Consider the following 25,091-nt stretch of genomic DNA (forward strand, 5'->3'; position numbering starts at 1 on the left):
TGTTGCGGCAAAACGCTCCGGCCACCCGTCCCATAATCGCCCTCAGCGAAGGCAACGACCCCCGCATCACAAAAGGGGCCATCAACGCGCAACAGGAGGGTCGTGCCGTTTTGAAATACACGCTCAGCAGGAGGGTATGATGTTATGACACCTCAGGTTCTCGATCTCTTCGGTGCGCCAGCAACACGCAGCGAACGGCGTCTGGCCGATCTTCCGGACCGCGTTGTCGACGGCGACCCGTATCACCAGATCGGGATGCATTTTACCAGTCCGGATGGCAAGTTGTCGGCGGGCACATGGACGTCGACGCCCGGAAAATGGCATGCATTCACGGACAAGGACGAATATTGCTATATTGTCAAAGGCCATTGCGCTTTGATCCATGAAGACGGCACCCGGCAAGATTTTCGCGACGGGGCAAGTTTTCTGATCCCGAATGGGTTTCGCGGCTATTGGGAAGTCATCGAGGAAACGACGAAGCACTTTGTGATCCGGGATTGCACGTAAGACCCACAAGGTGCTCCAAAGCGCAGATGCCGTTACGCGGGAAGGTTGTTCTTGCCATAAAGGCGCCGCATGATCATGGGCGTCAGATACATCGGGATTTGATAGGCGCCGATGAAGGCCATGATCGGGGCGGTGACATCGGTTGGCAGGGCGACAAAGAATATGGCGATATTCCGGTTTCCCGCGATAATCGATATCGCGGTCGATTTGTCTGCGGGCAGCCGGTTTCGGCTCAGGTGAAATGCAACGGCTTGTGCCCCGAAATTGACCAGACAGGCGAGCGCGATCCAGAAGGCTGCAATGGCGGGATTGTTCAGGGCCGTGGCACTGACCGAAGGCATCAGCCCGATGACAAACACAGCCAAGGTAAGTGCCGCCAAGCCTTCCAAATTCAGTAGCGTCGCGGGTGAGGGTGTGCGCAGAACTGTGCGCCGGGTGATAATGGCAGCCCCGGTTGCAAGTACGATGGTCAGCAGCAATTGCAACCCGGCCTGCAAGACAGATTGAATATCCCCCAGTTCGGGCATGAGCAGAAATACTGGTAACGCGGTCAGCGGCAACAGGGCCGTACCCACAACCATCAGACGCATCGCGTGTTCAGGCGGATGGCCCATCATCAGGCACATATTGGGACTGCCTGAAATGGACGGGGCCGCCGCCATAATCAGCAGGGACAAAAGGACAGGCGTTCCAGCCCATCCGCCCGCGAACCCGATGGCCAGCACGATCAGCGGCATGACGAATTGAAACCCGATGACTGTGAATGCAACCTTCTGCAGATCACTCAGCGACCCGAGAATGGTTTCAGGGTTCATCCTGAGGACTGTGACGAACAGCAACAACACGACCAGTGGCGGCAGCAGGTTTCGCATCGGCTCGGCCAGGGACGGCAGCAGAAGGCCAGCCGCCAGCCCGGCGATCAGTACATGAGGGCCATGACGCGCCGCCAGATGTAACGGGTTCAAGGCTGTTCTACCCACCCGGGCCTTGGCGCAGATTTTCCGGCAGCCAGGTCGCCAGATCCGGGAACCAGATGAGGATGAAAACCATCAATACCATGATCAGGAACATCGGGATCGCTGCACGCGCGATATAGCTCATCTCGTGGTTTGTCATGCCCTGCATCACGAACAGGTTGAATCCGATCGGTGGTGTGATCTGTGCCATCTCGACAACAACCACGATGAAGATGCCGAACCAGATAAGGTCGATCCCGGCGTCACGGATCATCGGTTCAACCACGGCCATCGTCAACACGACCGAGGATATCCCGTCCAGAAAGCATCCCAGAATGATGTAGAATACCAGCAATACCATCAACAGCTCGAACCGTGTCAGGTCCCATCCGGCGATCAGGTCGGCCAGTCCGCGCGGCAGGCCGGTGAACCCCATCGACAGCGACAAAAAGGCCGCCCCCGCAAGGATCAGGGCGATCATCGCACTGGTGCGCGTGGCCCCCATCAGGCTTTCGGTAAAGGTCTTCCAGGTCAGCGACCCTTGACCGGCGGCCAGCAAAAGCCCGCCAATCACGCCGAAAGCGGCGGCTTCGGTCGCGGTAGCATAGCCCAGATACATCGATCCGATGACAACGGTGATCAGCAGGATCACAGGCAGCAGAAAGCGTGAGTTTTTGACTTTCTCAGAAAAGCTCAGCTTGCTTTCGTCGTTTGGGTTCCAGTCCTTACCCAGCTTGGAATACAGCGCGACATATCCCATGAACATCGCCGCAAGAACAAGGCCGGGGAGGATACCGGCGAAGAACAGCTTGGTGATCGATTCATTGATCGTCACCCCGTATACGATCAGAGTCAGAGAGGGTGGGATCATAAGCCCCAATGTTGCGGCACCGGTCAATGTTCCGATGATCATCCGCTCGGGGTAATTGCGCTTGCGCAACTCGGGGATCGACATTTTTCCGACGGTCGTCAGGGTTGCCGCCGACGACCCCGAGACAGCGGCAAAGACAGTACATCCAACGATATTCGTATGCACCAGACCACCGGGCAGGGGGGCCATCCAGGGCGACAACCCCTTGAACATGTCCTCGGACAATCGCGTTCGGTACAGGATCTCGCCCATCCAGATGAACATCGGCAGGGCGGTCAGGGTCCACGAGGACGATGCCGACCAGATGGTCGTTATCATGACATCGCCCACGGGGCGTGTCGTGAACAGCTCCATCCCGACCCAGGCGACACCCATCAGGGCCAGTCCGACCCACACACCGGTGCCCAACAAGGTAAAAAGCACAAAGAGGAAGAGGATGATAACAGCCAGGTTTTCCATGCGTTTACTCTCCGTGGCTCTGATCGGCCAGATCGCGGACGATGCGATGTTCACCGCGGAACAGGACGTGGATCAGGTGATCCGTCAGGGCGATGGCAAGGATCACGGCACCGATCAGCATCGCGGATTGAGGGATCCAAAGGGCGGTTCTATCCTGTCCTTGACTGACATCGTTGAACTTCCAGCTCCAGTAGACAAAGCGATAGGCATACCAGCAGAAATACCACATGACGGCGGTAGCGATTCCAAAGCACCAGACTTCAAGAATGCGCCGAACCCCGTCCGGCACTGCGTTCAGCAGGATCGATACACGGATGTGGCTGCCCCGGTTCAGCGCGTTGGCAAACGCCAGAAAAGAGGCGGCAGCCATCGCATAACCGGCATAGTCCGGTGCGCCGGGAAACACTTCGCCGGTCCAGCGGGCCAGCATCTGCACCACGATCAGCAGCAATATGGCAATCAGGCTGATCGCCGCCAGAACCCCTGCTGCCAGATAAATGAAATCCAATACGGACCGAAGCCCTCGCAAAACTGCCATGCCGTCCCCGCTGTGTTCTGATTGGATTTGAAACGGGCGGCAGGATATGCCGCCGCCCGTCCGGTAAGGATCACTGAGACGCGTGGAACGCGTCGACGATGGCCTTGCCTTGGTCCCCGGCGGCCTCTAGCCATTCATTGGTCATGGTCACACCGATTTCTTTCAATTCCTTCACCATCTGATCCGATGCCGGGCCAACGGTCATGCCGCCATCCCGCAGGCCTTGCAAGGTAAAGCCGGTGTATTCCTTGGCACGCCAGTTCCCGGCATATTCCGCCAGCTCAGCACAGCCTTTGATGACGTTCTTGTTGGCATCGGATACACCAGACCAGACGTCGGAATTGACCATCACGTAGTTGCGCGGCAGCCAGGCGTCGACCTCGTAGAAATAGTTCAGGCTTTCCCAAACCTTGCGGTCATACCCGGTCGAACCCGACGATATCATCGAATCCGCCACGCCCGTTGCAAAAGCCTGACTGATTTCAGCCGCTTCGATGGTAACCGGCAGCATCCCGGTCAACTCGGCCAGCCGTGAAGTGGCGTTGTTGTACGAGCGGAACTTGATGCCCTTCATCTCGGCGACCGAGTTTACCTCATTTTTGAAATACAGACCTTGCGGAGGCCACGGTACCGCATAAAGCAGCGTCAGGTTTTGCTCGGCCAGCAGGTTTTCGATCGAAGGTTTGGCCGCTTCCCAAAGCTTTGCGCTGTCGTCGAATGAGGTCGCAAGAAACGGGATGGAATCAAACCCGAACAATGCGTTTTCGTTCTGATGCCCGGACAACAACCGCTCACCAATCGGGGCCTGCCCTGTCTGGATTGCGCGTTTGATGTCGCCGCCCTTGAACAGCGAGCCGGATGGGTGCGTGACGATTTCAATCTCACCGCCGGTGCCGGTGGTGACGCATTTGGCAAATTCCGCGCCCGTGGCCGAGTGGAAGTTTGAGGCCGCATAGGCCATCGGCATGTCCCATTTTTCGGCCATGGCGGGTGCCGCGGCGGTGGCGGTCAGCGCAGTTGCCGCCAGAAGGTTCGTCAATTTCTTCATCATTCTTCTCCCTGTTGAATTTGGAAACACCGGCGTTTCTCACCGGTTTGTTTGTTACTTCGCGTATCGTGACGGCGCGTAGACGCTCATGTCGACATTTGGCGTTCTGCCTGCAATCATCTGCGCCAGAAGGCGCCCGGTTTTCGGCCCGCCTGTCAGGCCGATATGGTGATGCCCGAAGCCCATATAGGCCCCTTTGATACCGGGCACTTCGCCAATAACCGGGATCGAGTCAGCCGGGGCGGGCCTGTGCCCCATCCATTCCACTTCCTCCTTCCATGTCACGCCCGGGAACGCCGCCCGGGCATTTTTGCGCATCAACTCGAACGGCGCGCGCGAGGGCGGCGCATCCAGCCCTCCGAACTCGACAATGCCCGCCAAGCGTATGCGCCCATCCATCGGTGTCGCAACGAACTTGCCCGAGACAACCATAACCGGGCTGCGCGGCATCGCGGAAGGCTTTACCAATTCAAGATGATAACCACGTTCGCTTTCAAGAGGAACAGAAACTCCCAAGCGCTTTGCCAATGGACCCGACCAGATCCCGGCCGTGACGACGGCTGCGTCACAAGCAATGGTCTCGCCACCGGCCCGAACCCCTGTGACATGCCCGTTTTTCCGAACTACGTCTTCGACGTTTGCACGTATGATACGACCTCCATTCGCCTCAACATGCGCGGCAAGGTCTTTCACGTACCGGCCGGGGTCGGTGATGTGGCCATGATTCGAAAGCCGGGCGGCAAACCCGATGCCCTGACTGTAAACCGGGTCATATTCATGGAAGGCGCGACCTTCCAATTCGTCCCACTGAAACCCGTGCCGGCGCCGGATCTCCCAACCAAAGGCATCTTCCTCAAAATGCGCGCGATCCCTGTAAAGAAACAGGTAATCTGACGGAACCAGCCACTTTTCCGCCCCTGTTCCGGCCGCCAGCGCCTTGTGATCATTCAGGCTGTCGCCAACGATGGATGTCAGTGCTGCGGCGATCCTCTCGACGTCGGCGGCGTTTGCATGGCGGAGATATTTCCAGAGCCACGGAAGAAGCTTTGGCAAATACCCCCATTTCAGAAACAACGGTTGCGAGGGGCTCAGCAGCATCTTCGGTGCTTTTCCCAATAATCCGGGGACTGTTACCGGAACGATCGAACACGAGGCCAAAACCCCGCCATTCCCGTGCGAGGTACCTTCGGCAGGGCCTGCCTTGTCGATCAGGATCACGTCGTGACCATCCCGCTGCAACCAGACCGCAGTCGACACGCCGACAATTCCGGCCCCTATGATGGCTATGGTTTTCTTTTCCGTCATTCTGTCACCGCCTTGGCAACCGCATAATGATTCAGTTTGGTCAGATCGGGTCTGCCGCCAAGCCCGGGGCCTTGAGGCACGCATACCTGACCGTCCTTTACCTGAAATGGCTGCTCCAGAATGTCCTCTTTCAGGAAATAGGACGCCTGATAGAATTCGCAGCCCAGAGAGATTTCCGGTGTCGCGGCAATCATGTGCGTGCCTGCCAAATGGGCCAGTCCAGCCTCGAACATATCGCCACCATAGGCCGACAGGCCATGGGCCGCAGCGATGCGCGCAACCGTCTGCCCGCGGGTAAGGCCGCCTGACTTCATAATTTTCACCGAAACCCCGTCGCAGATCCCTACTAGGGCCGCGCGCTCCATGTCTTCGGGGCCAAAGACGCTTTCGTCGGCCAGAAGGGGAACATCCGTCATCTGCCGCAGCTTTGCCATCATGCCAAACTGATGGGCGCGGACAGGTTGTTCAATGAAATCCGGTTTGAACTGAGCGACGTCCCGCACCTGCGATGGCGCATCATCAATGCTGAGCCCTTGATTATAGTCCACGCGGACCGAGAGCTCCGGGTAGTTCTGGGCAAGGTACTCCAGCCGCATGATGTCGAAGGCGTGATCCTTGAACCCGGTCTTGAGTTTGACAATCCGAACACCATCCTCACGCAGGCGTGCCAACAGTTCGATGTCCTGGGCAAAGTCGGGATTTGCGATGGAACAACTCAGCGGAATGCTGTCGCGGAAGCGACCACCCAGCAAGGACCAGACCGGAACATTGCTGATCCGGCCTGCCAGATCCAACAGCGCGGTTTCCAGCGCGGCCTTGGCTTCGGTGCAATGTGCCACCGCGTAAGCCGCACGTGCCATGATGGCGGCCCGATCCCCAACGCTAGCCCCAAGAACGTGAGGGCGCAGATAACGGTCCAGCGCCGCAAAACTCGCTTCGGGTGTTCCGGTGAATACCGACCAGGGCGACGCCTCGCCATACCCTTGGGTGCCATCCTCGGATGTCAGGCGCAGGATGACGACTTCGCAAACGCCTTCAACCGATCCGATGCCGTGATCCCGACGGGATGTGACCGGCAGTTCAAGGTGCCACAGGTCATAGCCGATGATTTTCTGTGCCAGATTGCTCATTTCGCCCCCTGTCGATGGGGAAAGCCTGCCTTGACCGGACTATCATTTCAAATACTATATTTTCGTAAGTTCATCAGAAAAAGTGATGAGATTATCGTTGTCCCTGCGCTTTCGCCAACTTCAGGCTTTTCATGCCATAATGGAAACCGGAACTGTGACCGGCGCGGCCTCGGTTCTTGGGATATCGCAACCCGGCATCAGCAACCTTCTGGCACAGCTTGAACGCGAAGCGCGTCTGCCTCTGTTCGAACGGACAAAAGGCCGATTGCTGCCAACACCTGAGGCCGAGATGCTATTTCGTGAGGTCGACACGGTCGTGCGTGGGCTGGACCACGTGGCGCAGGCCGTAACCGATCTGCAGAACAAACATCCCGGACAGTTGCAGGTTGCCGCGCCGCACCTGTTGTCCTTTGGTTTTATGCCCCGCGAGATCGCGCGGTTTGCCAAAACGCGCCCGAACCTGTCTGTCAGCTTTCAGTCGCAATATTCGTCCAAGATTCAGGAATGGGTCATCTCGGGCCTGTTTGAAATCGGTATCGTCGAGATGCCCATTCTGCATGACACACTGAACTATCAGGAGTTTCAGTTTGAAACGCTCGCGACTTTTCCTGAGGGCAGTCCCTTGGCCGAGCACGACGTACTGACGCCAGAGATTTTGGAAAACGAACCCTTCATCGTGATGGGGCCGGAACACCAGACCCATCGCCGGACTCGCGACATCTTTCAGGCATCCGGCCACACATGGCGTACCCAGATACACACCCATCTGTCCGAAAACCTGCTGAGCTTTGTAAAACAGGGTATGGGGGTCGCGATGATCGACCCCTTTACTGTGACCTTTGACGACGAGAGCGGGTATCAGACCCGCCCATTTGCGCCGCCAGTCATGCTGGATCTCGCGATCATCACGGCCAAGGGCCGCCCTTTGTCCACGATTGCCCAGGAATTTCTGGCCCAGTTGACCCCGTCAATTGCCGCTTACGCGACCCATTCCGAGACCGGCGCGGCCGCTTCGTGAAGCGGCTGTGAGTGAATGTCGACAAGTGTTGGGCCGTCATGCTCAATCGCCTGTTTCAGCACGCGCGGCAGATCCTCGGGGTCTTTGACGGTCCAGGATTTGACGCCAAAGGCGGCCGCAACAGCGGCGTGGTCTGTCCGGTTGAAATCAACATTGTAATAGCGCTGACCAAATCCCGCTTTCTGGCCAGCCTTGATCCATCCGAAGACTGAGTTCGAGAAGACGATCGAAGTGATTGGCATATTGTGCCGGACCATCGTTTCAAACTCGCCGCAGGTGAACCCGAACGAGCCATCGCCCATGACCGACAGGGTTTTAACCGATGGCCGCCCGACATGTGCCCCCATGGCCGCGCCCAGCGAATATCCCAGCGCCCCATGTGCCCGGTTGGTGATGAAATGGCGCCCCGGTTTCCGCCAGCGGTAATATGCGCTGAAATAGGGGCAGGGGGTGCCGGGGTCGGCGACGACAATCGCGTCGTCATCCAGAATGTCCATCAGGGACGCCATGACGGCCTCGGGCCGGATCGGTGTCTCGCGACTTGCGGCCAGGGGGGCGAACGCGGCCATCTTGGCCTCCCATGCGGCGCGGGCCTTGGCTGTTCCGCCTTGGCTGGTCAGGCCCTGCCGGTCTTCCAGTGCTTGCGCCAAAGCCTCCAGCGCCAGCCGGGCATCGGCGCAGATCGCCACTTCGGTCTGGTAATTGGCGCCGATCACCATCGGATCGCTGTCGATATGGATGATCGTGGTGCTGCGCCCGGGGCTTCGCCACCGTTCCGTTGTGACCGAACCGGCGCGGCAGCCAATGAACAAAACGACATCGGCCTGATCCACGACTGCGCGGGTTGCCGGGATGCCCCCGTTCGACCCGACAACGCCCAGGGCAAGCGGGTCGGTCTCGGCAATGGACCCCTGACCCGACACGGTCGTGGCCACGGGCATGTCCAGCAGGCCTGCAACCCGGCGCAGCGCATCGGTCGCCCGGGACAAAACCGGCCCGCCACCACAGACCGCAACCGCGGATTTGGCCCCTGCAAGAATGGCAGCCGCTGCTTCGATGGCGTCCGGGTCAGGTGCGGCCCGTTCAGCGGGATAGCTGCGGTGCCTGTCATCCGCCCAGATTTCAGCCTCGTCTACCTGCCCCTTCTGCGTGTCAAACGGCAGCGCCAGATGCGTCGCACCGGGCGTGCCGGTCGTCATCGCCCTGAAGGCGGCCCGAACCATGGCCGGAAGCCGCGCTGCGTCGTCGAGGGATGTGTTCCATTTGGCCAGAGGCCGGAACAGCGCAGGCTGATCCAGTTCGGTCAACGGGTATTTGCCGCGGCTGGTCGTCGCCACATCCGACGTGATCGCCAGTATCGGAACCGAGCTTTCGTTGGCCTCGACCACGCCGGGCAAGATATAGGTCGCACCACCGCCGGACGGGCCCTCGCACACGCCGGGCTTGCCGGTGACGCGGGCATAGCCATCCGCCATATAGGCCGCGTGCCTCTCGTCCCGTGTCAGGATGTGCTGAATGCCGTGATCCATCCGGGAAAGGGCATCATAAAAGGGTAAAGTGGTATCGCCGCACAGACCAAACATATGCGTCACACCATGCGCTTCGAGCATACGCACCATGGCTTCGGCTCCGGTCAGAAAATTTGTCCCTGTCATGGTCGCGAGTCCCTTGTGTCAAATCTGTACTCAGGTCTGTATACAGTTTTGTATATTGAATTCAAGCTCAACGTGTGGCACCTGTGATTCAAACGAAGAAGGGCAGGGGTAATGGCGGGTCCGCGCGTCGATGATATCTATGATCAGGTCAAGGCGATGGCGGTTTCGTTTCGCCTGCGCCCCGGCGACCGCCTGAACGAAGTGGCGTTGTCCAGGGATCTGGGCGTCAGCCGCACCCCGCTGCGCGAGGCGTTGAACCGTCTGGTTGCCGAACGGCTTTTCGACTTCCGCCCCGGACAAGGCTTTTTCTGCCGCCCGCTGGACGCGCAAAGCGTGTTCGACCTGTTCGAACTGCGCCAGATCATCGAAACAGCGGCGGCGCGTGCGGCCTGTGCCAAGGCATCGGACGAAGACCTGCAGCTGTTGCGGGACGAGCTTTACGCAACGGGCATCGACATCACCGGTCTGACTGTCGAAGAAGCCGTCAACCGGGATGAGGCGTTTCATTTGGGTATCGCGAAGCTGTCGGGGAATATGGAACTGTTGCAAACCCTGACGCGGATCAACGACCGTATCCGCTATATCCGTTGGATTTCCATGAGCCTGGACCGCGTGCAACGCTCAAAGGACGAACACAAACGCGTCATGCAGGCTTTGATGGACCGGAACGCGGATGAGGCGGCACGGGTTCTGGCTGCACATATCTCCAAGCGTATGGATCAGGTGCAGGATGCCGTGCGTCACGGGATTTCGAACATCTACATGGAAGGGTCGGACGATATTTCGACCCGTATCATCGAGGAGGTTGAGGGATGATCGCGCAAGGCGGAAAATCCATCTACGGTGCGTCTGTCGGCATTCTGATGCTGGATGCCCGCTTTCCCCGCATTCCCGGCGATATGGGCAACGCGCAGACCTGGCCCTTTCCGGTTCACTACCGCATTGTGCGTGATGCCTCGCCGGATCGGGTGGTACGGCACAAAGCCGAAGGCATGCTCGACGTGTTCATCGACGCGGCGCAGGAGCTTGTCAAAGATGGTGTGGACGGGATTACCACCAATTGCGGGTTTCTGTCGCTGTTCCAAAAAGAGCTGGCCCAGGCGGTCCCGGTTCCGGTGGCCACATCGTCCCTGATGCAGGTTGAAATGGTCAACCGCATCCTGCCGGCGGGAAAACGCGCCGGGGTTCTGACCATATCAGCCTCCACTCTGACCCAAGATCACTTGCTGGCCGCCAATGTTCCATTGGACACGCCTATCGGCACAACCGAAGGCGGGGCGGAGTTCACCCGCGCAATCCTTGGAAATGAGCTTGGTCTTGATGTGGAAAAGGCCCGCAAAGACAATGTCGAAGCCGCAATGGCCCTGACATCGGAACACACCGATCTTGGCGCGATCGTGCTGGAATGCACGAATATGTGCCCCTACGCGCCCGATATTCAGCGCGCCACAGGGCTGCCCGTGTTTTCTATCGTGTCTTTCGTGAAGTGGTTTCAGGCCGGTCTTGTTCCGCCCACCTACTAGACAGGTGACACGGGCGCTCTGACTGACCTGCCCTAAGATGTCACAGGTTCAGGTCGCCTTGTACCGAGTTCCGGATCACCCGCTCGGCATTCGGAATGTCGTTTGAAAGCGCCCGCTCTCTTGCGGCCTGTTTGTCCAGCCCAAACCCAACCCAACGGTCGGTGAGCCGGGTTTCCAGTGTTGCAAGATCGACGCCCAGAAACACCTTGAGCGCCCATAGGGAGTGAAGGCCCGACCAGCCCGGTTCATCCAGCAAAAGGTAATTGCCTTCAACCAGAATGACCCGCTGATCAGGCGAGATCATTGATCGGGCAGCGATTGCCAGATCAAGCTTTCGGTCGAAGCCCGGAATTGCAACTTCATCTTCGGTGCGCAAACGCACAAGCAAGGCACGAAACCCGGCAAGATCGAAGGTTTCCGGCGCGCCCTTGCGCGGGAAAAGCCCACGTTCTTTCAGGATCGCGTTGTCAAAGTGAAAACCGTCCATTGGCACAAGCCCTGCTGACACACCGCGCCGGTTCAGCTTGGCTGTGGCAAGGCTGGCAACGGTGCTTTTCCCGGATCCGGGCGGGCCGGCAATCGCGACAAGTTGCCGGTGTCGGGCCGGCGGCAGCGCCTCAACGGCGTCGACGATGCTGTCGGCCAGAACGTCAGGGGCGGTGCTGCCACCGGTCATGCAGCCTGATCCTCGGGCGGTGCGTCCTTGGCCCCGGTCATGAATGCTACGGCGTCGGACATCGAATAGTCCTTGGGGTCAATCACACACAGGCGTTTTCCCAGCCTGTGCACGTGAATCCGGTCTGCGACTTCGAAAACATGAGGCATGTTGTGGCTGATCAGGATGATCGGAATGCCGCGTGATTTCACATCCTGGATCAGTTCAAGGACTCTGCGGCTTTCCTTTACGCCCAGTGCTGCTGTCGGTTCGTCCAGAATGATGACCTTGGATCCGAATGCCGCCGCGCGTGCCACGGCAACGCCCTGGCGCTGTCCACCCGACAGGGTTTCGACGGCCTGATTGATATTCTGGATGGTCATCAGACCCAGTTCGCTCAGCTTTTCGCGGGCGAACTTTTCCATTGCCGGACGGTCTAGCATTCGAAGCCATGATCCCAATGGCCCCTTTCGCCGAATTTCCCGCCCCATGAACATATTGTCCGCAATCGACAGGGCAGGGGACATGGCAAGCGTCTGGTAGACGGTTTCAATACCGGCTTCACGCGCGTCGATCGGGGAATGGAAATTCACCTTTTGACCTTCCAGCCAAACATCGCCTTCGTCTGGCGTCACTGCGCCGGACACTGCCTTGATCAGCGTCGACTTACCCGCGCCATTGTCGCCGATCACCGCCAGAATCTCACCCGGCATCAGGTCAAAATCGCAGTGATCCAGCGCAGTTACCTTGCCGTAGCGTTTCACAAGGTTCCGTCCTTTGAGAATGGGTTCCATCAGGCTGCTACCTTTCTGATCCACTGGTCGACCGCGACCGCTGCGATGATAAGGATGCCGATCAGCAGGAACGTCCATTGTGCATCTGCGCCCAGCAACCGCAGCCCAAGCGTAAAGACACCCACGATCAGGGCACCGAACAGGGACCCCAGAATAGACCCGCGACCGCCAAACAGCGATATCCCTCCGATCACGACCGCCGTGATGCTTTCGATATTGGCCAGCTGGCCCGAGGTTGGCGAAACCGACCCGATCCGGCCAATCAGGGCCCAGCCCGCAAAGGCGCAGATCAGCCCGGACAGCATGTACACGGATATCAGCGTGCGGTGCACGTTGACACCAGACAGTTCTGCCGCTTCGGGGTCATCCCCGACGGCATAGACATGCCTGCCCCAGGCCGTGTGCCGCAACGCGTATGCAAGGACGAGGATCAGCGCCAGCATGAAGACAACACCAACGGTAAACACCGCCCCGCCCAGGTTAAACTTGGCACCAAACAGTTGCAGGATGGCGGCGTGTTCCTCGATCTCCTGCGACCGGATCGTTTCGTTTTGTGAATAAAGGAAATTCGCCGCAAGAACGATCTGCCACATGCCAAGGGTGACGATGAATGGCGGCAGCTTGATGCGACTGACCAGAAACCCGTTCAAGCCCCCGATTGCCGAGCCAACAGCAAGGCCGCACACAATCGCAACCGAAGGTGGCATTCCATAGCGGAAAGTGAATTGCCCCATCACAACCGACGACATCACCATGATGGCCCCAACACTCAGGTCGATGCCTGCGGTCAGGATCACAAGGCTTTGGGCCGCCGCCACGATCCCGACGATCTGAACCTGTTGCAGGATCAATGTCAGCGCAAAGGGCGAAAAGAACTTGGGGCCCAGCAAGACACCAAAGATGACGATTGCAGCGACAAGGACGATCAGCGGGACCAGCGACGGGTTCACATGCAGAAAATGCTGAACCGTTCCGACAAATCCGCGTTGGTGATCGTCAAATTCGGCAACTTGCTCTGGGCTGCCCTTTGCGGCGGTTTCGAAATCGTCGGCTTGTCGTGAAGAATCGGACATGGAACTTCCCCCAAAGCGTCAGGTTTATGACGACTTTAGCAAGGTTTCGGGCGTGTGGGTGGTTTTGATAAGTGGAAGGCCGCGTGGCGGCCTTCCACACGTTCAGCTTAACCCCAGCAGAGGTCCATGCCTTCCTGAACAGAGATGGACTCGACGCCGTCGGCGGCCTTATCCGTCACAAGCGCCACGCCAGTGTCAAAAAAGTCCTTACCGGGTGTGTTCTCGGGTTTCGTCCCTTCGTCCGCCCATTTCTTGACAGCCTCAACGCCCAGCGATGCCATCAGCAGCGGGTATTGCTGGGATGTTGCGCCGATGACCCCGTCCGCCACGTTCTGCACGCCGGGGCAGCCGCCATCGACGGAAACGATCAGCACGTCATTTTCGCGCCCGATAGCCTTGAGCGCCTCATAAGCACCCGCTGCCGCCGGTTCGTTGATGGTGTGCACCACGTTGATCGTCGGGTCTTTGGCCAGCAGGTTCTCCATCGCGCGGCGGCCGCCTTCTTCGTTGCCAGCGGTGACATCGCTGCCAACAAGGCGCGGGTCGTCTTCATCGCCAATCACGTTCGGATCGGCCAGATCAACACCAAACCCCTGCAAAAACCCCTGATTGCGAAGCACATCCACAGTGGGCTGGCTGACCGCAAGGTCCAACGTGGCGATTTTGGCGTCGTTTGCCGCATCTCCCAGAGTGGCTTTTGCCCATTGTCCGATCAGAAGCCCCGCAAGGAAATTGTCGGTGGCAAAGGTCGCGTCGGCCGAGTCGATAGGCTCAAGCGGGGTGTCCAGCGCAATCACCAGCAGCCCGGCATCGCGGGCCTGCTGCACCGCCGGAACGATAGACGACGTATCTGACGCGGTCAGCAGGATACCCTTTGCGCCATCCAGTATGCAGGTTTCGATGGCCTGAACCTGAGTTTCGTGGTCGCCGTCGACTTTGCCGGCAAAGGCCTTCAGCGTCATGCCAAGCTCTTCGGCTTTGGCTGTCGCGCCCTCTCTCATTTTGACAAAGAAAGGGTTGGTATCCGTCTTGGTGATCAGGCAAACGGTTTCACCTTCGGCCATTGCACTGCTTGCCATGGCCGTAACCGCCAGCGCCGTAGCGCCTGCAAGTTTCGCAAGTTTCATCGGTAGTCCTCCCAGTTTTCCCAATGCCCGTCAGGGCATACGTCTGATCGGGCGAAATCCGGCCCGATCGAACGTGAAAACCATCACAAGATTCGAATTTTGAGTCAATAAATAAATCACTCTTATTTATTATTGACAGAAAGGAAGGGTTTCAACATTGTCGTCACGAAGGGGATGGCCGTGTCTGCAAACAACTCTTTGGACAATACCGCTGGCGTACGCGAGCCAGACATGCGCGGCACCAATCAAAGCGGAATGCGGGCCCGAAATGAACGGCTTGTCCTGTCACTGGTCCGGCGCCATCAGGCCCTTGCAAAATCTGAGATCGCGCGGATGACCGGGCTGTCGGCACAGACGGTTTCGGTCATCATGCGCCAGTTGGAAACCGATGGGCTGCTTCTGCGGGGCGAACCGATCCGGGGAAAAGTCGGGCAGCCCTCGGTTCCCATGCGCCTGAATCCGGATGGCGCGTATTTCTTTGGGCTCAAAGTCGGGCGGCGCAGTACCGAGCTGGTGCTGACGGATTTCCTTGGCAATGTCAGGCACCGTGAGCGGCGGACTTATGATTTTCCGACGCCCGAGGCGACACTGAGCTTTTCCAAGGAAAGCCTCGACAAAGTGATGACGTCGCTGTCGCCCGAAGCGCGCGGCAGGATCGCGGGTCTTGGGATTGCGATGCCATTCTACCTTTGGGACTGGGCACAGACATTGCAGGTTCCGCAGGAGAAAATGGATCCGTGGCGTGACGCGGACCTGAAAGGCGCGCTGGCGGCAAGCTATGACTTGCCGGTGTTCTTGCAGAACGACGCAACGGCCGCCTGCGGCGCTGAGCTGGTTTTTGGCCCGGCGGAAGGTCCACGAGATTTCCTGTATTTTTATGTGGGCTTCTTCATTGGGGGCGGGGTGGTTCTGAACGGCTCGATCTTTTCGGGGCGGGGAAACGCCGGTGCGCTTGGCCCATTGCCCGTGCCGGACGACGCAGGCGGAGTGAAACCGTTGATAGATGTCGCCAGTCTTTATGTGCTGGAGCGCGCGACAGGTGAGAATGCCGCAACAGCCGGTTCAATTTGGGAAACGACACAGCATTGGGACGTACCGGAAACCCACCTTGAGAACTGGCTGAAACAAGCGGCGCACGGGATTGCCCATGCCACAGTCTCATCTTGCAGCCTGATCGACTTCGAATGTGTCAAGATTGATGGCTGGATGCCCGCAGGCATCAAGGCGCGGCTGGTGGAACTGGTTGAGGTCGAACTATCCGACCTGAACCTGACCGGGCTGGAACGGCCTTTGGTGCTGGCGGGGACGGCAGGCCCGGATGCCCGCTCATTGGGGGCGGCCAGTTTGCCATTGTCGGAAAGATACCTGCTCGAAGGGTAGGTTCATTCCCGAAAACCCCGACCTTTATCCAAAGCGGATCCGCCGGAAAAAGGGCATTGCCCGCTAAACTTTTTGACAGCCAGCGCAAATGATCGTTGACGGATGCCGAAGAAGTCTGGCAAGCCGCTCGGCATGTTCGGTTCCGGGGCGTGCTCTGGAATCAAAAGGGAATGCGGTGCGGGCTTTGGCCCAATTCCGCAACTGCACCCGCAACTGTAAGCGGCGAGCAGGGCTGAAGTGCCACTGGAGTTAATCCGGGAAGGCCAGCCCAACGCTTTGACCCGCAAGTCAGGATACCTGCCGGACATGTGCCTTTGACAAGGGCACTCCTAATCGGCGACGGGATGTGCGTCGGAGCAGGATGCTTGAAAAAGCAGCTTAGCTTGGACATCCCCGCAGTCAAAACGCATCTCGTACCGGGATTGGTACGATGGGACAAGGACGACTATTGATGACCAAGCTGCTTTCCGCAGCCGCTGTGGCGATAGCGCTTCCAGCGATGGCAAATGCGCATTTCCTGCTGGAATACACCGCTGAAACCATGATCGACGCACCGGGGAATGTTCCGGTCAAGCTGATCTTTTGGCATCCGTTCTCGAACGGGCATGTCATGGATCTGGACAAGCCGCAGGAATTCTACGTGATCCACAACGGTCAGAAAACCGATCTGCTGGATACCCTGGAACCCGTACGTTTCACCGGTGGCGAAAACGAAGGCGCGGCATTCAAGGGTTATGTTCCCGTCAAACGGTCGGGCGACTATGTGCTGGTGACAGTTCCCCAGCCCTATTATGAGGAATCCGAGGATATCTATATCCAGCAGATCGCCAAGGCATTCCTGAACCGCAACGAACTGCCGACCGACTGGATGAACCCGGTGGGCCTGCCGGTTGAGATTATCCCGCTCAACAAACCGACCAACATCATCGCGGGTTCGACGTTTACAGGTCGGGTTATGGCCGAAGGCCAACCGGTTGTGGGTGCCGAGATCGAGATCGAGTACATGGCCGCAGAACCAGACATGGAAAGCGCGGCCGCCTCGGCCCCGACCGTCTCGCCGATGCCGGGTGGTGCATTGGTCGCAACTTCGGATGATAACGGGTATTTCACGTTTGGCGTTCCAAAAGCCGGATATTGGGGATTTGCCGCACTCGGCGCCGGTCCCGTGACCGAACACAACGGCAAAGAACTAAGCCAGGACGCGGTCATCTGGATCCGCGCCTGGGATTTGGAGTAACCGTAGATGCACATCGTTGACGGAGCCTTGTCCAACCCTGTCGTGATCGGCGGAGCCGTCGCTGCTGCGGGTGGGATTGCCATGGGCCTCAGGTCGCTGGATCTTGATCGCATCCCCACTGCGGGGGTGCTGTCTGCCAGCTTTTTCGTGGCATCGCTGATCCATGTGCCGATTGGCCCTTCGTCAGTGCATCTGATCCTCAACGGAATGGCCGGGCTTTTGTTGGGCTGGGCCGCATTCCCGGCCCTGTTCGTCGGGCTTTTGCTGCAAGCCGTCTTCTTTGGCTTTGGCGGGTTGACGGTATTGGGGATCAACACCCTGAACATCGCGTTGCCCGCGGTTTTGGCCGGGCTGATCTTTGGCCGCCTGATCGCCCATGGCTCACCTCTGCAAGGTGCGATATGGGGCGGGGTCGGCGGTGCCTTTGCCATAGCCGCCACAACCGGCATGGTTGCGTTTTCACTGGCCTTGTCCGGGGATGCCTTCCTGCCTGCGGCCAAGCTTGTTTTCTTTGCACATATTCCTGTCATGGCGATTGAGGCGATCCTGACCGGGTTCGCGGTTTTGCTGGCGCGCAAGGTCAAGCCCGAGCTGTTTGTCAAAGGAGCGGTCGCGTGAGGTACCTGGCGATCGTTCTGGCGCTGAGCTGCGCACCCGTACCTGCCTTGGCGCATAAGGTCATAGCCGGAGTGTTTGAATCCGGTGACGCCATCGAAGGCGAAATCGGCTTTTCCAACGGCGACATGGCAAGCGGGGCCGAGGTCATCGTCAACGGCCCGGACGGAACCGAGCTGGGCCGTATCCTCACGGATGCAGACGGGTTCTTTATCTACACGCCAAACGCGCCGGTAGCCCATACTTTCTTTGCAAACCTTGGTGCCGGGCACGTGGCCGAGGTTACCATGCCCGCTGCGGATGTCGCCCGGATCATGGGCGTTGAAGCGGAACCCGACACCGCGCCGACAAACGCACCTGCCCAGACAGCGGCGGTGCTCAGCGATGAACAACAACAGGTCATTGCCAGGGCCGTTCGGGATGAGCTGCGCCCGCTGCGTCGGGAAATCGCCGCCTACCGCGAACAAAATGACCTGCAAACTGTTCTGGGTGGGATCGGATATATCGTCGGTCTGTTTGGTCTGGGCTTTTACTTTGCGGCACGCCGCAAGCTGGCGGCCTGATGGCGCACGTTCTGGGGCAACAGGAAAACACGCTGGCCAAAGCGGGCGCGCAGCGGCGCGGCGCGATCAACCCGCTTGATCCAAGGATGCGGATCGTCATGGCGGTTGTCTTCGCGGTGGTGACTGTGGCGGTCTCCTCGCAGACAGCACTGTGCGGGGCTCTGGCGGTGTCCCTTTCGCTTCTTGCCGCGTCGCGTCTGCCCTGGCGGAAAACGTTGAAACGCATGGCCATGATGGATGGGTTCATCCTTTTCATGCTGGTGCTGTTGCCATTCTCCATGCCCGGCGACCCGATGTTCACGCTCTGGGGGTTTCCCGCAAGCTGGCAGGGTTTCTGGAAAGCGGTCGAGATCGCCTTGACGGCCAACGCGGTCATCCTGTCCCTGATGGTGCTGGTCGGCACGATGGAGCCGGTCATGCTTGGCCACGCCTTGCACCGCCTACGCTGCCCCGAAAAGCTGGTTCATCTTCTGATGTTCACCATCCGCTATATCGAGGTTCTGCGGGAAGAATACCTGCGCCTGCGCGCGGCTATGAAAGTGCGCGGCTTTCGCCCGGCAACAAACTGGCACACCTATCGCAGCTTTGGCTATCTCGTGGGAATGATGCTGGTGCGCGCGATCGAAAGATCCGAACGCATTCTTGATGCCATGAAATGCCGGGGGTTTTCAGGCCGTATGCTGCTGCTTCAGGACTTTGCCCTGACCCGAAGGGACATTGTTTTTGCCGCAGGCCTTGGTGCTCTTTGCGCGGGTCTGATCATACTGGATTTTGCATGGCACTGATTGCGCTTGAAGATATCTGCTTTGCCTACCCCGGTCAGCCACCCGTTCTGGACGGTGCCAGCCTCAGCCTGTCCGCCGGTCAACGCCTGTCGCTGACGGGTCCGAACGGGGCGGGAAAATCAACCTTGCTGCGCATCACGCTTGGCTTGCAGCGCCCACGGTCCGGCACGGTCACGATCTTTGGTCAGCAAAGAGTGCAAGAGGCCGATTTTCACGACGTACGCCGCCGGGTGGGCCTTGTGTTTCAGGATGCGGATGATCAACTGTTCTGCCCGACCGTCGCCGAGGATATCGCCTTTGGCCCGCTCAACCTTGGCAGAACGCGCGACGAAGCGCTAGCCATCGTAGAAAACGTGTTGGGTGATCTGGACCTGATGCATCTGAAGAACCGCATCACCCACAAGTTGTCAGGGGGTGAAAAACGGCTGGTTACGCTGGCGACCGTTCTGGCGATGGAGCCCGAGGTTCTGCTGCTTGATGAGCCTACCAACGCGCTGGACCCACGGAACGAGGCCCGGCTGCTGGAAATCCTCCGGGCATTGCCGCAAGCGATCCTTCTTGTCAGCCATTCCCCGGCCTTCCGCGCCGAACTGGCACCGGATGCGCTCGATTTGCGAGACGGAAAACTGGTGGCTGTCTGACAGGACCAATCCGTGTTCAGCTGTGCCGCTTTCGGCTTATAAGCCCATATCTGACCGCCCATGCCCGAAACGACAGGCGTCCGCGCCGGTCCTGTTTCACCGGGTGTTTCGACTGCGCACCACCTTTTCGGTTGAATTCGAAAACGTCGATGATGCGCTCGGCGCAACCGCAGGCTTCGCCCATGCCAACTTTGGCAAAGAAGAATTTTTCGAAACGTTCCGGGTTTTGCATGGCGGCCCTCCTGTTCAAGCGTAACCCCAAAAGCCAAGTGCCGCCAAATCACATTGTTGCGGTCGCAGAGGGGGTCCTATGGCGCGGCGAATGCGCTTCCCGTCCAGACATTGTCCAGTTGGTTAAAAACCGGCGAGGTGATGAGCATCTCGGCAGGGTACAGCAATTGCAGCTCATCCGCGAACCGTGTGACGCCGGGTACAAGCCCGGTGATGTTCTGCCACGCGGCCCAGCTGCCGGGATCGGACAGGCTGTTGGGATTGCCGGGATCAGCCGCCTGGTGCCAACCGGCCGCATTCAGGATCGGTGAAAGGGCAAAGCGCGCATCGTTGCTGTCAACCTCGGAACAGGCAGCAGCATCGCATTCCCAGCTTGTCCAGTCTGCCGCCGCGATGGTCCCGGCAATCGGGGCGGCGGCGTCGATGACCCGTGCCAGAACCTCGAACCCGCCACCCGCAGTCGGACGGCTGAGCGACAGGGGGTCGGTGGCCACGGCATGCAGCGCCGCAGTCGGTGCCAGGTTGAGGGTTCGACCGATCAAAGCCAGCTGTGCGATGCCGTCGGTCACGGGGCCTGATCCGGCGGCCGGAAGGACCCTGACAGGTGTCAGGATCGGCACCGCACCGCCACGTATCGCGATCTCCTGCAACGCATTGTCGAAGGCCGGAACGAAATCACTGCGGATCGTGAAGCTCAGCGGGAAACTGGCCTGCTGCGGACCAACGGGCCTTGCACCGTCGCGAGTGATGAAAGACAACGGCGGAACGGCACCCGGCTGCGGCAGCGAAATCTGCGGTCCTGCAATACCCAAAGCAGCCGCGATCATGCGTGCGCGCTGTTCGGACTCACCATACTCGCTCAGCAGATTGATATAGCCGCCGATCTCGGTGATGTTGCGCGGCGCAGGGATGCGCGAAGGGGCAATATCGCCCGCAATGGCCAGCCTATGGGCAATCACCTCACGGGCGCGCTGGATCGCCGGAGAGTTGGTCGTTTCAAGAATGTTGATGATCGCTTCGGCAAGGCTTTCATCAATTCCCGGTTTGTCCGTCACATTTGTGCTCGTGTCACTCATTGTCATCCTCCGCAGGAGCGTTCAGGCCATTGAGGAAATCCAGCACCGACTGGCTGCCGGCCTTGGTCGCGCTGCCGTCATCAGCATCCGCATTTGCCTTGGTGAAGGCCCCGAAAAGCTTGGCCAGAAGCAGCGTGTTGGACGGGTTGGCCAAAGCCGCAGCCCCGCCGGGGAAATCCTTGAACAGGTTTTGAACGAAACCGGCCTGGTTGCCATCCGGTTGCCCGCCGATCAGCGCGGAAACACCCGAGGCGTTCTTGGCAATATCCTCAAACCCCTTGATCTTGGCGGCATTGCTGGCGTCAAATGCCTTCTTGTCAGCGGCGGCCTTCTTGGCTTCTTCCTCTTTGCGGGCGGCAGCGATTTCCTGACCTTTACCCGCAAGTTCCGTGGCCTTTCCAACCAGCTCCTTGGTCAGATCCGTCGCCGTGTCGATGGCCTTGTCCCGACCGGCGGCGACCGATTGCGTTTCAAGCGCCAGTTGCGCCTGCAACTCCTTCAGGCCTGTCAGATCAGTTCCCGCCCGCGCAAGATCGGGCGCAGCCTTGAGGATTTCGGCCAGTTGCGACGTGGGCACAGCCTGGCCGGTGCCAATGTCGCCCCCTGCAATGGTCAGCGTGTTCGAAGGCTGGTTGTTCGGCAGGTCTGACGGCGCACGGGTACCAAAGATGGCGTCACTGTCAGCAGGCAGGACCGGCGCGTCGCCAACCGGCGGCGGTGTCGGGCTGTCCTGCCAGTTCCAGAAGCGGCGGTGGTCGATCATCTCGCAGGAATTGCAGCGACCCAGTACAGCCTCGCCCAACAGGCCTCTGGTCGGCAGCGAGATCGTGCGGCGCGGTGGCCGGAAATCCTCGCGGTGGAAGGCCAGAAGACTGTCCTGAATATCACCGGTCCGCATCTCCATCCGGTCGGCCAGATCGGGCGGGATCGAGAAGGGCATGATCATGGCATTGCCATAGAACCCAAGCACCTTATTCTGAACGGTGCTGAGCAGCGATATCTCGCTTGAGGCATCGTCCAGCCCGCCTTCCGGTACCCCGATGGTGAAACGCTCCAGCAGGATCGCACGTTCTTCGTCCGTCATGCTGGCCCAGATCACGCGGGAATAGCGAACGGTGTTGGCTACAACATGCTGGTACATTTCTTCGATGCGGCGCAGATCCCGGCGTGACAGAACGTCCGGCACTTCCTGCACGGAATAGGGCAGGGTGGCAGGCAGCGCCTGGAACGTATTGTCATCAACAACGGTCTGGGCGTTTTCGTTCATACGCGCCTCAAACTCGCTGATCATGGGCGGTCCCACCAGATCGTCAAAGTCCGAGCCCGAGATCGTGGTGCGAAGGCTGCGGTTGATATTGCGGGTGGCTCGATCCAGATCGTCGGCATCTTCCAGATTGGCCAGATGTTCCCAGATGTTGAAAATGTTGATGGGATCAGGACCGGTGTAGAACGAGTAGGCAAACGAACCCGTCCGCCTGCGCAACTCGACACGGGCGATATCCGACCGCTCGACCGAACGGGGCAAAGCCACAGAGCCGGTATAGGTCCGGCGCTTGGTCGGATCACGCCGCGCATCAGCCAGCCGGACAAGCAGGTTCTCGCGTGTTTCCGCTGGCAGGTCATGCAGGTTGTCGATGTCTATCGGCGATCCGGTCAGCGGCACAGGTCCGACCCGGTCGCCATCCTGCGTGAAGATCACGACAGAAATGTCATCATTGGGCATGAACGTGCCCTGCGCCTCGAAACTGACGATGTCCTGTGCGACGCCGGGCGCGTTCTGCGGTGTTGCATCCTTGTCCGCATAAAACTCTTCCAGCAGCTTCAGTGCGCTGCGGAATCTGCGGCGGTTTCGGAATACGCGCCGGAACACTTCGGCATGGCGCAGGATGACCTTGTACCGGCTCAGCAATCCGGACCGGGTGACATTGCCCGGCAACTGATCGCCTTGCCCCAGACGGCGGAAGCGGATGAGTTGCATGGGCACAAAGACCACCAACTGCACCCCCTCGATACGCGTTTCCAGGGAAAAGTCGCGCAGAACTTCGAACCATTGCATGGTCATTGCGTGGCAATGATTGCGGTTGGCCACGAATTTCGTTGTTGCCGTCCGCCGATCCGTCGCAGTTGCAGTGCGCACACTGGTCCGTGCCGAGTTACGCTTGACCGAAGCCGCCCGTTCAAGCGCGGCAGAGAATGTCTCATGCGTGTCGGACAGAAAATCGCGTGATGTGTTCTGCGTGTTGGACGAATTACCGGAAGAATTCGAACTGGACCGTGCGCCGCTGAAGCCCACGCCGCCAACGATGGCCCCGATGCCTCCGAACAGGCCGCCACCAACGCCACCTGCGCCTCCGAAGCTTTTTGAAAATGCGCGGGCCGAAAACGAGGACGTGCCCTGAATCACCTCATCCAGCGCGCTTTCAAACGTACTGTCAAAGGACGTGTCGCGGGCTTCCTCGAATTCCTGTTGCTCTTCAAAGGTCAGGCTCTCTCGTTCACGTACGCTCAGTGTTTCGCGCTGTTCCGACACGACTATCCGCTGCTCTTCTCCCGGGGCAAGCGGCAGGGAATAGACCAGCCGACCCAAAGACATGCCAGCATGGACAGCCGTCGACCGCATCTTGGCAATATAGCCAAGCGCAAGGCTCGACGCTTTGGGCACATCCTGCGGCCGTTCTTCAAGATCTTCAAAGAAGTCTTCAATATCAATGGGTTCATCAATCGGAATCCGGTCCCGAAAATCCCAATCACCCCCGTCATTGTTGAACGCGGCCAGCAGCGTTTCGGCTGACAGATTGGCCTGAGCAAAGGTTGTACCCGGAATAGTCGTCACAAAGCGGCCACCGCCTACGGGGCGCGTTCGAACGATATTCTTGGGCCCGACGAGCGGATCAATCAGTCGGTACAGAACCGAATAGCGCCGCCGTGAAACCGTGCCGCCTTCGGTTCGGTACTCCGACGCGCAATCGCCCTCGCCCAGCACGATAGGGGCCTGTGAACCGGTGAAATCGGATATGTTTTCTTCAGCATCCTCGGGATCCACAGGCAAGATATCGGCCAGCTCACCGACGATCGAACGCTGCAAAGGGAGGAGCGTGCGATCCAGCACCACAAGACCCATTTCGCCGTCCAGCGCGTCAACGCGCGGCACGGCTTCTGTCAGGGTGGTGTTTTGACCCCTGATCCGCAACCGCAGGCCGTTCTGCGGCAGGCGGAGATTGGGCAGATCAACCGAGAAGAGACCGCGCGCGTCCGTGACGGCGGCTTTGACAGCCCACGAGAAATCCGCATTGTCGATCCCTTCATTGGCAGTAAAGGTGGGGCGCAGGACCTCGACGATCACACGTTCGGTAGGGGTCCCGTCAGGGTTGATCAGTTCCCCCCGCAGTTTCGGAGCGAGGGTGGGAACGACCGCCCCCAGAAAGCCTCCGGCCAGATCTTCGCGAATGGTTGCAAGCTGGCGAAAAACTGCGCCTGTCGACTGAACACGCCTGTCAACCAGATCGTTGATCACTTCCGCAGAAAGCTCAACTCCAACACCGCGGCGCAATGCCTTGAGCTTTTCCGCCTCAACCCGCTTCTGATCCTCAACGCTGTGCGCACCAGCCGCGACAGTGCCGGAAATTTCCGCTGATATCGATGGGTTTGGCCGAAGATTTGGTATGGACAGCGTTATGCGCGGGGGCTCACTGCTGGAGTCGGACATGAACGTCACCTCTCGAGAAAGAGCTGAAAAAAACGAGATGTCAGAAAAAGAAGTCAAATCATTAAAGGTGACCCAAGGTAACATGTTTGGGGGATTCGCGGAAGCAACGCAGGGTTGTGCCTACCGCCACGCGCGGCAAAGCGCTCAGGACAAGCACCGTGTCTCTTGCTGCTGACGGTATCCAGAATTGGTCAGAGT

The 25,091-nt window shown here is 59.0% G+C and carries 25 protein-coding genes and 1 riboswitch; of the genes, 11 read left to right on the plus strand and 14 right to left on the minus strand.

From position 1 onward, the window contains the following. Positions 1–144 precede the first annotated feature (144 nt). A complete protein-coding gene (locus ACR0CE_RS19560; RefSeq protein ID WP_209508240.1) occupies positions 145–507 on the plus strand; it encodes a cupin domain-containing protein in 363 nt (120 codons plus the stop codon). A gap of 32 nt (positions 508–539) precedes the next feature. Here the strand turns inward: ACR0CE_RS19560 and ACR0CE_RS19565 are convergent, their stop codons facing one another. From ACR0CE_RS19565 to ACR0CE_RS19590, 6 genes are all read right to left on the minus strand, one after another. Then, the gene (locus ACR0CE_RS19565) at positions 540–1,472 is read right to left on the minus strand and encodes a hypothetical protein (protein ID WP_480833513.1); all 933 of its coding nucleotides are present in this window, start codon (positions 1,470–1,472) and stop codon (positions 540–542) included. A 7-nt stretch (positions 1,473–1,479) separates the two neighbouring features. Then, positions 1,480–2,793, minus strand: coding sequence for a TRAP transporter large permease (locus tag ACR0CE_RS19570; protein ID WP_480477491.1), 1,314 nt, complete (start codon positions 2,791–2,793; stop codon positions 1,480–1,482). 4 nt (positions 2,794–2,797) lie between these two features. Further along, positions 2,798–3,331: a TRAP transporter small permease gene (locus tag ACR0CE_RS19575; protein WP_480477489.1), complete on the minus strand. Its 534-nt coding sequence runs from the start codon at positions 3,329–3,331 to the stop codon at positions 2,798–2,800. Positions 3,332–3,401: 70 nt separating this feature from the next. Further along, positions 3,402–4,379, minus strand: a complete 978-nt coding sequence (locus tag ACR0CE_RS19580) for a TRAP transporter substrate-binding protein (RefSeq protein ID WP_480555964.1) — start codon at positions 4,377–4,379, stop codon at positions 3,402–3,404. Positions 4,380–4,433: 54 nt separating this feature from the next. Beyond that, positions 4,434–5,684 carry an NAD(P)/FAD-dependent oxidoreductase gene (locus ACR0CE_RS19585; RefSeq protein WP_480833514.1) on the minus strand — a complete coding sequence of 417 codons (1,251 nt, stop codon included), beginning with the start codon at positions 5,682–5,684 and terminating at the stop codon, positions 4,434–4,436. Beyond that, positions 5,681–6,814 carry an enolase C-terminal domain-like protein gene (locus ACR0CE_RS19590; RefSeq protein WP_480833515.1) on the minus strand — a complete coding sequence of 378 codons (1,134 nt, stop codon included), beginning with the start codon at positions 6,812–6,814 and terminating at the stop codon, positions 5,681–5,683. The genes ACR0CE_RS19585 and ACR0CE_RS19590 overlap by 4 nt, the downstream gene beginning before the upstream one ends. Positions 6,815–6,911: 97 nt before the next feature. Between ACR0CE_RS19590 and ACR0CE_RS19595 the strand changes: the two genes are divergently transcribed. Beyond that, complete coding sequence (locus ACR0CE_RS19595; RefSeq protein ID WP_480833527.1) at positions 6,912–7,832, plus strand: LysR family transcriptional regulator; 921 nt, start codon at positions 6,912–6,914, stop codon at positions 7,830–7,832. Here ACR0CE_RS19595 and ACR0CE_RS19600 read toward each other — a convergent pair. Beyond that, positions 7,793–9,487, minus strand: a complete 1,695-nt coding sequence (locus ACR0CE_RS19600) for a thiamine pyrophosphate-binding protein (protein ID WP_480833516.1) — start codon at positions 9,485–9,487, stop codon at positions 7,793–7,795. The genes ACR0CE_RS19595 and ACR0CE_RS19600 overlap by 40 nt on opposite strands. Positions 9,488–9,598: 111 nt before the next feature. Between ACR0CE_RS19600 and ACR0CE_RS19605 the strand changes: the two genes are divergently transcribed. After that, on the plus strand, positions 9,599–10,303 hold the full coding sequence (locus ACR0CE_RS19605; protein ID WP_267365469.1) for a GntR family transcriptional regulator: 705 nt from the start codon (positions 9,599–9,601) through the stop codon (positions 10,301–10,303). After that, on the plus strand, positions 10,300–11,010 hold the full coding sequence (locus tag ACR0CE_RS19610) for an aspartate/glutamate racemase family protein (RefSeq protein ID WP_480484883.1): 711 nt from the start codon (positions 10,300–10,302) through the stop codon (positions 11,008–11,010). Before ACR0CE_RS19605 ends, ACR0CE_RS19610 begins: the two co-directional genes overlap by 4 nt. Before the next feature lie 40 nt (positions 11,011–11,050). Here ACR0CE_RS19610 and ACR0CE_RS19615 read toward each other — a convergent pair whose 3' ends face one another. The 4 genes from ACR0CE_RS19615 to ACR0CE_RS19630 all read right to left on the minus strand — a co-directional run bounded on the left by ACR0CE_RS19615 (position 11,051) and on the right by ACR0CE_RS19630 (position 14,659). Further along, a complete protein-coding gene (locus ACR0CE_RS19615; protein WP_480540000.1) occupies positions 11,051–11,686 on the minus strand; it encodes a nucleoside/nucleotide kinase family protein in 636 nt (211 codons plus the stop codon). Then, positions 11,683–12,459 carry an ATP-binding cassette domain-containing protein gene (locus ACR0CE_RS19620; RefSeq protein ID WP_480484881.1) on the minus strand — a complete coding sequence of 259 codons (777 nt, stop codon included), beginning with the start codon at positions 12,457–12,459 and terminating at the stop codon, positions 11,683–11,685. Before ACR0CE_RS19620 ends, ACR0CE_RS19615 begins: the two co-directional genes overlap by 4 nt. After that, positions 12,459–13,532 carry an ABC transporter permease gene (locus ACR0CE_RS19625; RefSeq protein ID WP_480833517.1) on the minus strand — a complete coding sequence of 358 codons (1,074 nt, stop codon included), beginning with the start codon at positions 13,530–13,532 and terminating at the stop codon, positions 12,459–12,461. Before ACR0CE_RS19625 ends, ACR0CE_RS19620 begins: the two co-directional genes overlap by 1 nt. Before the next feature lie 107 nt (positions 13,533–13,639). After that, positions 13,640–14,659: a substrate-binding domain-containing protein gene (locus ACR0CE_RS19630; protein ID WP_480623835.1), complete on the minus strand. Its 1,020-nt coding sequence runs from the start codon at positions 14,657–14,659 to the stop codon at positions 13,640–13,642. Between the two features lie 174 nt (positions 14,660–14,833). On the opposite strand from ACR0CE_RS19630, the gene ACR0CE_RS19635 reads away from it, so the two are divergent. From ACR0CE_RS19635 to ACR0CE_RS19660, 6 genes are all read left to right on the plus strand, one after another. Continuing rightward, complete coding sequence (locus ACR0CE_RS19635) at positions 14,834–16,039, plus strand: ROK family transcriptional regulator (RefSeq protein ID WP_480833518.1); 1,206 nt, start codon at positions 14,834–14,836, stop codon at positions 16,037–16,039. Between the two features lie 120 nt (positions 16,040–16,159). Further along, positions 16,160–16,358, plus strand: a riboswitch (cobalamin riboswitch). A 132-nt stretch (positions 16,359–16,490) separates the two neighbouring features. Continuing rightward, positions 16,491–17,276, plus strand: coding sequence for a DUF4198 domain-containing protein (locus ACR0CE_RS19640; protein WP_480833519.1), 786 nt, complete (start codon positions 16,491–16,493; stop codon positions 17,274–17,276). Between the two features lie 6 nt (positions 17,277–17,282). Continuing rightward, on the plus strand, positions 17,283–17,894 hold the full coding sequence (gene cbiM / locus ACR0CE_RS19645) for a cobalt transporter CbiM (protein ID WP_480508812.1): 612 nt from the start codon (positions 17,283–17,285) through the stop codon (positions 17,892–17,894). Further along, a complete protein-coding gene (locus ACR0CE_RS19650; protein WP_480833520.1) occupies positions 17,891–18,454 on the plus strand; it encodes a cobalt ABC transporter permease in 564 nt (187 codons plus the stop codon). The genes cbiM and ACR0CE_RS19650 overlap by 4 nt, the downstream gene beginning before the upstream one ends. Beyond that, on the plus strand, positions 18,454–19,239 hold the full coding sequence (cbiQ, locus tag ACR0CE_RS19655) for a cobalt ECF transporter T component CbiQ (RefSeq protein ID WP_480833521.1): 786 nt from the start codon (positions 18,454–18,456) through the stop codon (positions 19,237–19,239). Before ACR0CE_RS19650 ends, cbiQ begins: the two co-directional genes overlap by 1 nt. Continuing rightward, entirely contained in the window at positions 19,230–19,880 is a 651-nt protein-coding gene (locus ACR0CE_RS19660) for an energy-coupling factor ABC transporter ATP-binding protein (protein WP_480539990.1), read from the plus strand. The genes cbiQ and ACR0CE_RS19660 overlap by 10 nt, the downstream gene beginning before the upstream one ends. Before the next feature lie 16 nt (positions 19,881–19,896). On the opposite strand, the gene ACR0CE_RS19665 is transcribed toward ACR0CE_RS19660, so the two are convergent. From ACR0CE_RS19665 to ACR0CE_RS19675, 3 genes are all read right to left on the minus strand, one after another. Continuing rightward, the gene (locus ACR0CE_RS19665; protein WP_480539989.1) at positions 19,897–20,112 is read right to left on the minus strand and encodes a hypothetical protein; all 216 of its coding nucleotides are present in this window, start codon (positions 20,110–20,112) and stop codon (positions 19,897–19,899) included. A 76-nt stretch (positions 20,113–20,188) separates the two neighbouring features. Beyond that, complete coding sequence (locus ACR0CE_RS19670) at positions 20,189–21,187, minus strand: hypothetical protein (RefSeq protein WP_480539987.1); 999 nt, start codon at positions 21,185–21,187, stop codon at positions 20,189–20,191. Next, complete coding sequence (locus ACR0CE_RS19675) at positions 21,180–24,893, minus strand: hypothetical protein (protein WP_480833523.1); 3,714 nt, start codon at positions 24,891–24,893, stop codon at positions 21,180–21,182. The genes ACR0CE_RS19670 and ACR0CE_RS19675 overlap by 8 nt, the downstream gene beginning before the upstream one ends. On the opposite strand from ACR0CE_RS19675, the gene ACR0CE_RS19680 reads away from it, so the two are divergent. After that, complete coding sequence (locus tag ACR0CE_RS19680) at positions 24,892–25,068, plus strand: hypothetical protein (protein WP_480539983.1); 177 nt, start codon at positions 24,892–24,894, stop codon at positions 25,066–25,068. The genes ACR0CE_RS19675 and ACR0CE_RS19680 overlap by 2 nt on opposite strands. Positions 25,069–25,091 lie beyond the last annotated feature (23 nt).

Source organism: Ruegeria sp. L11 (assembly GCF_056531755.1).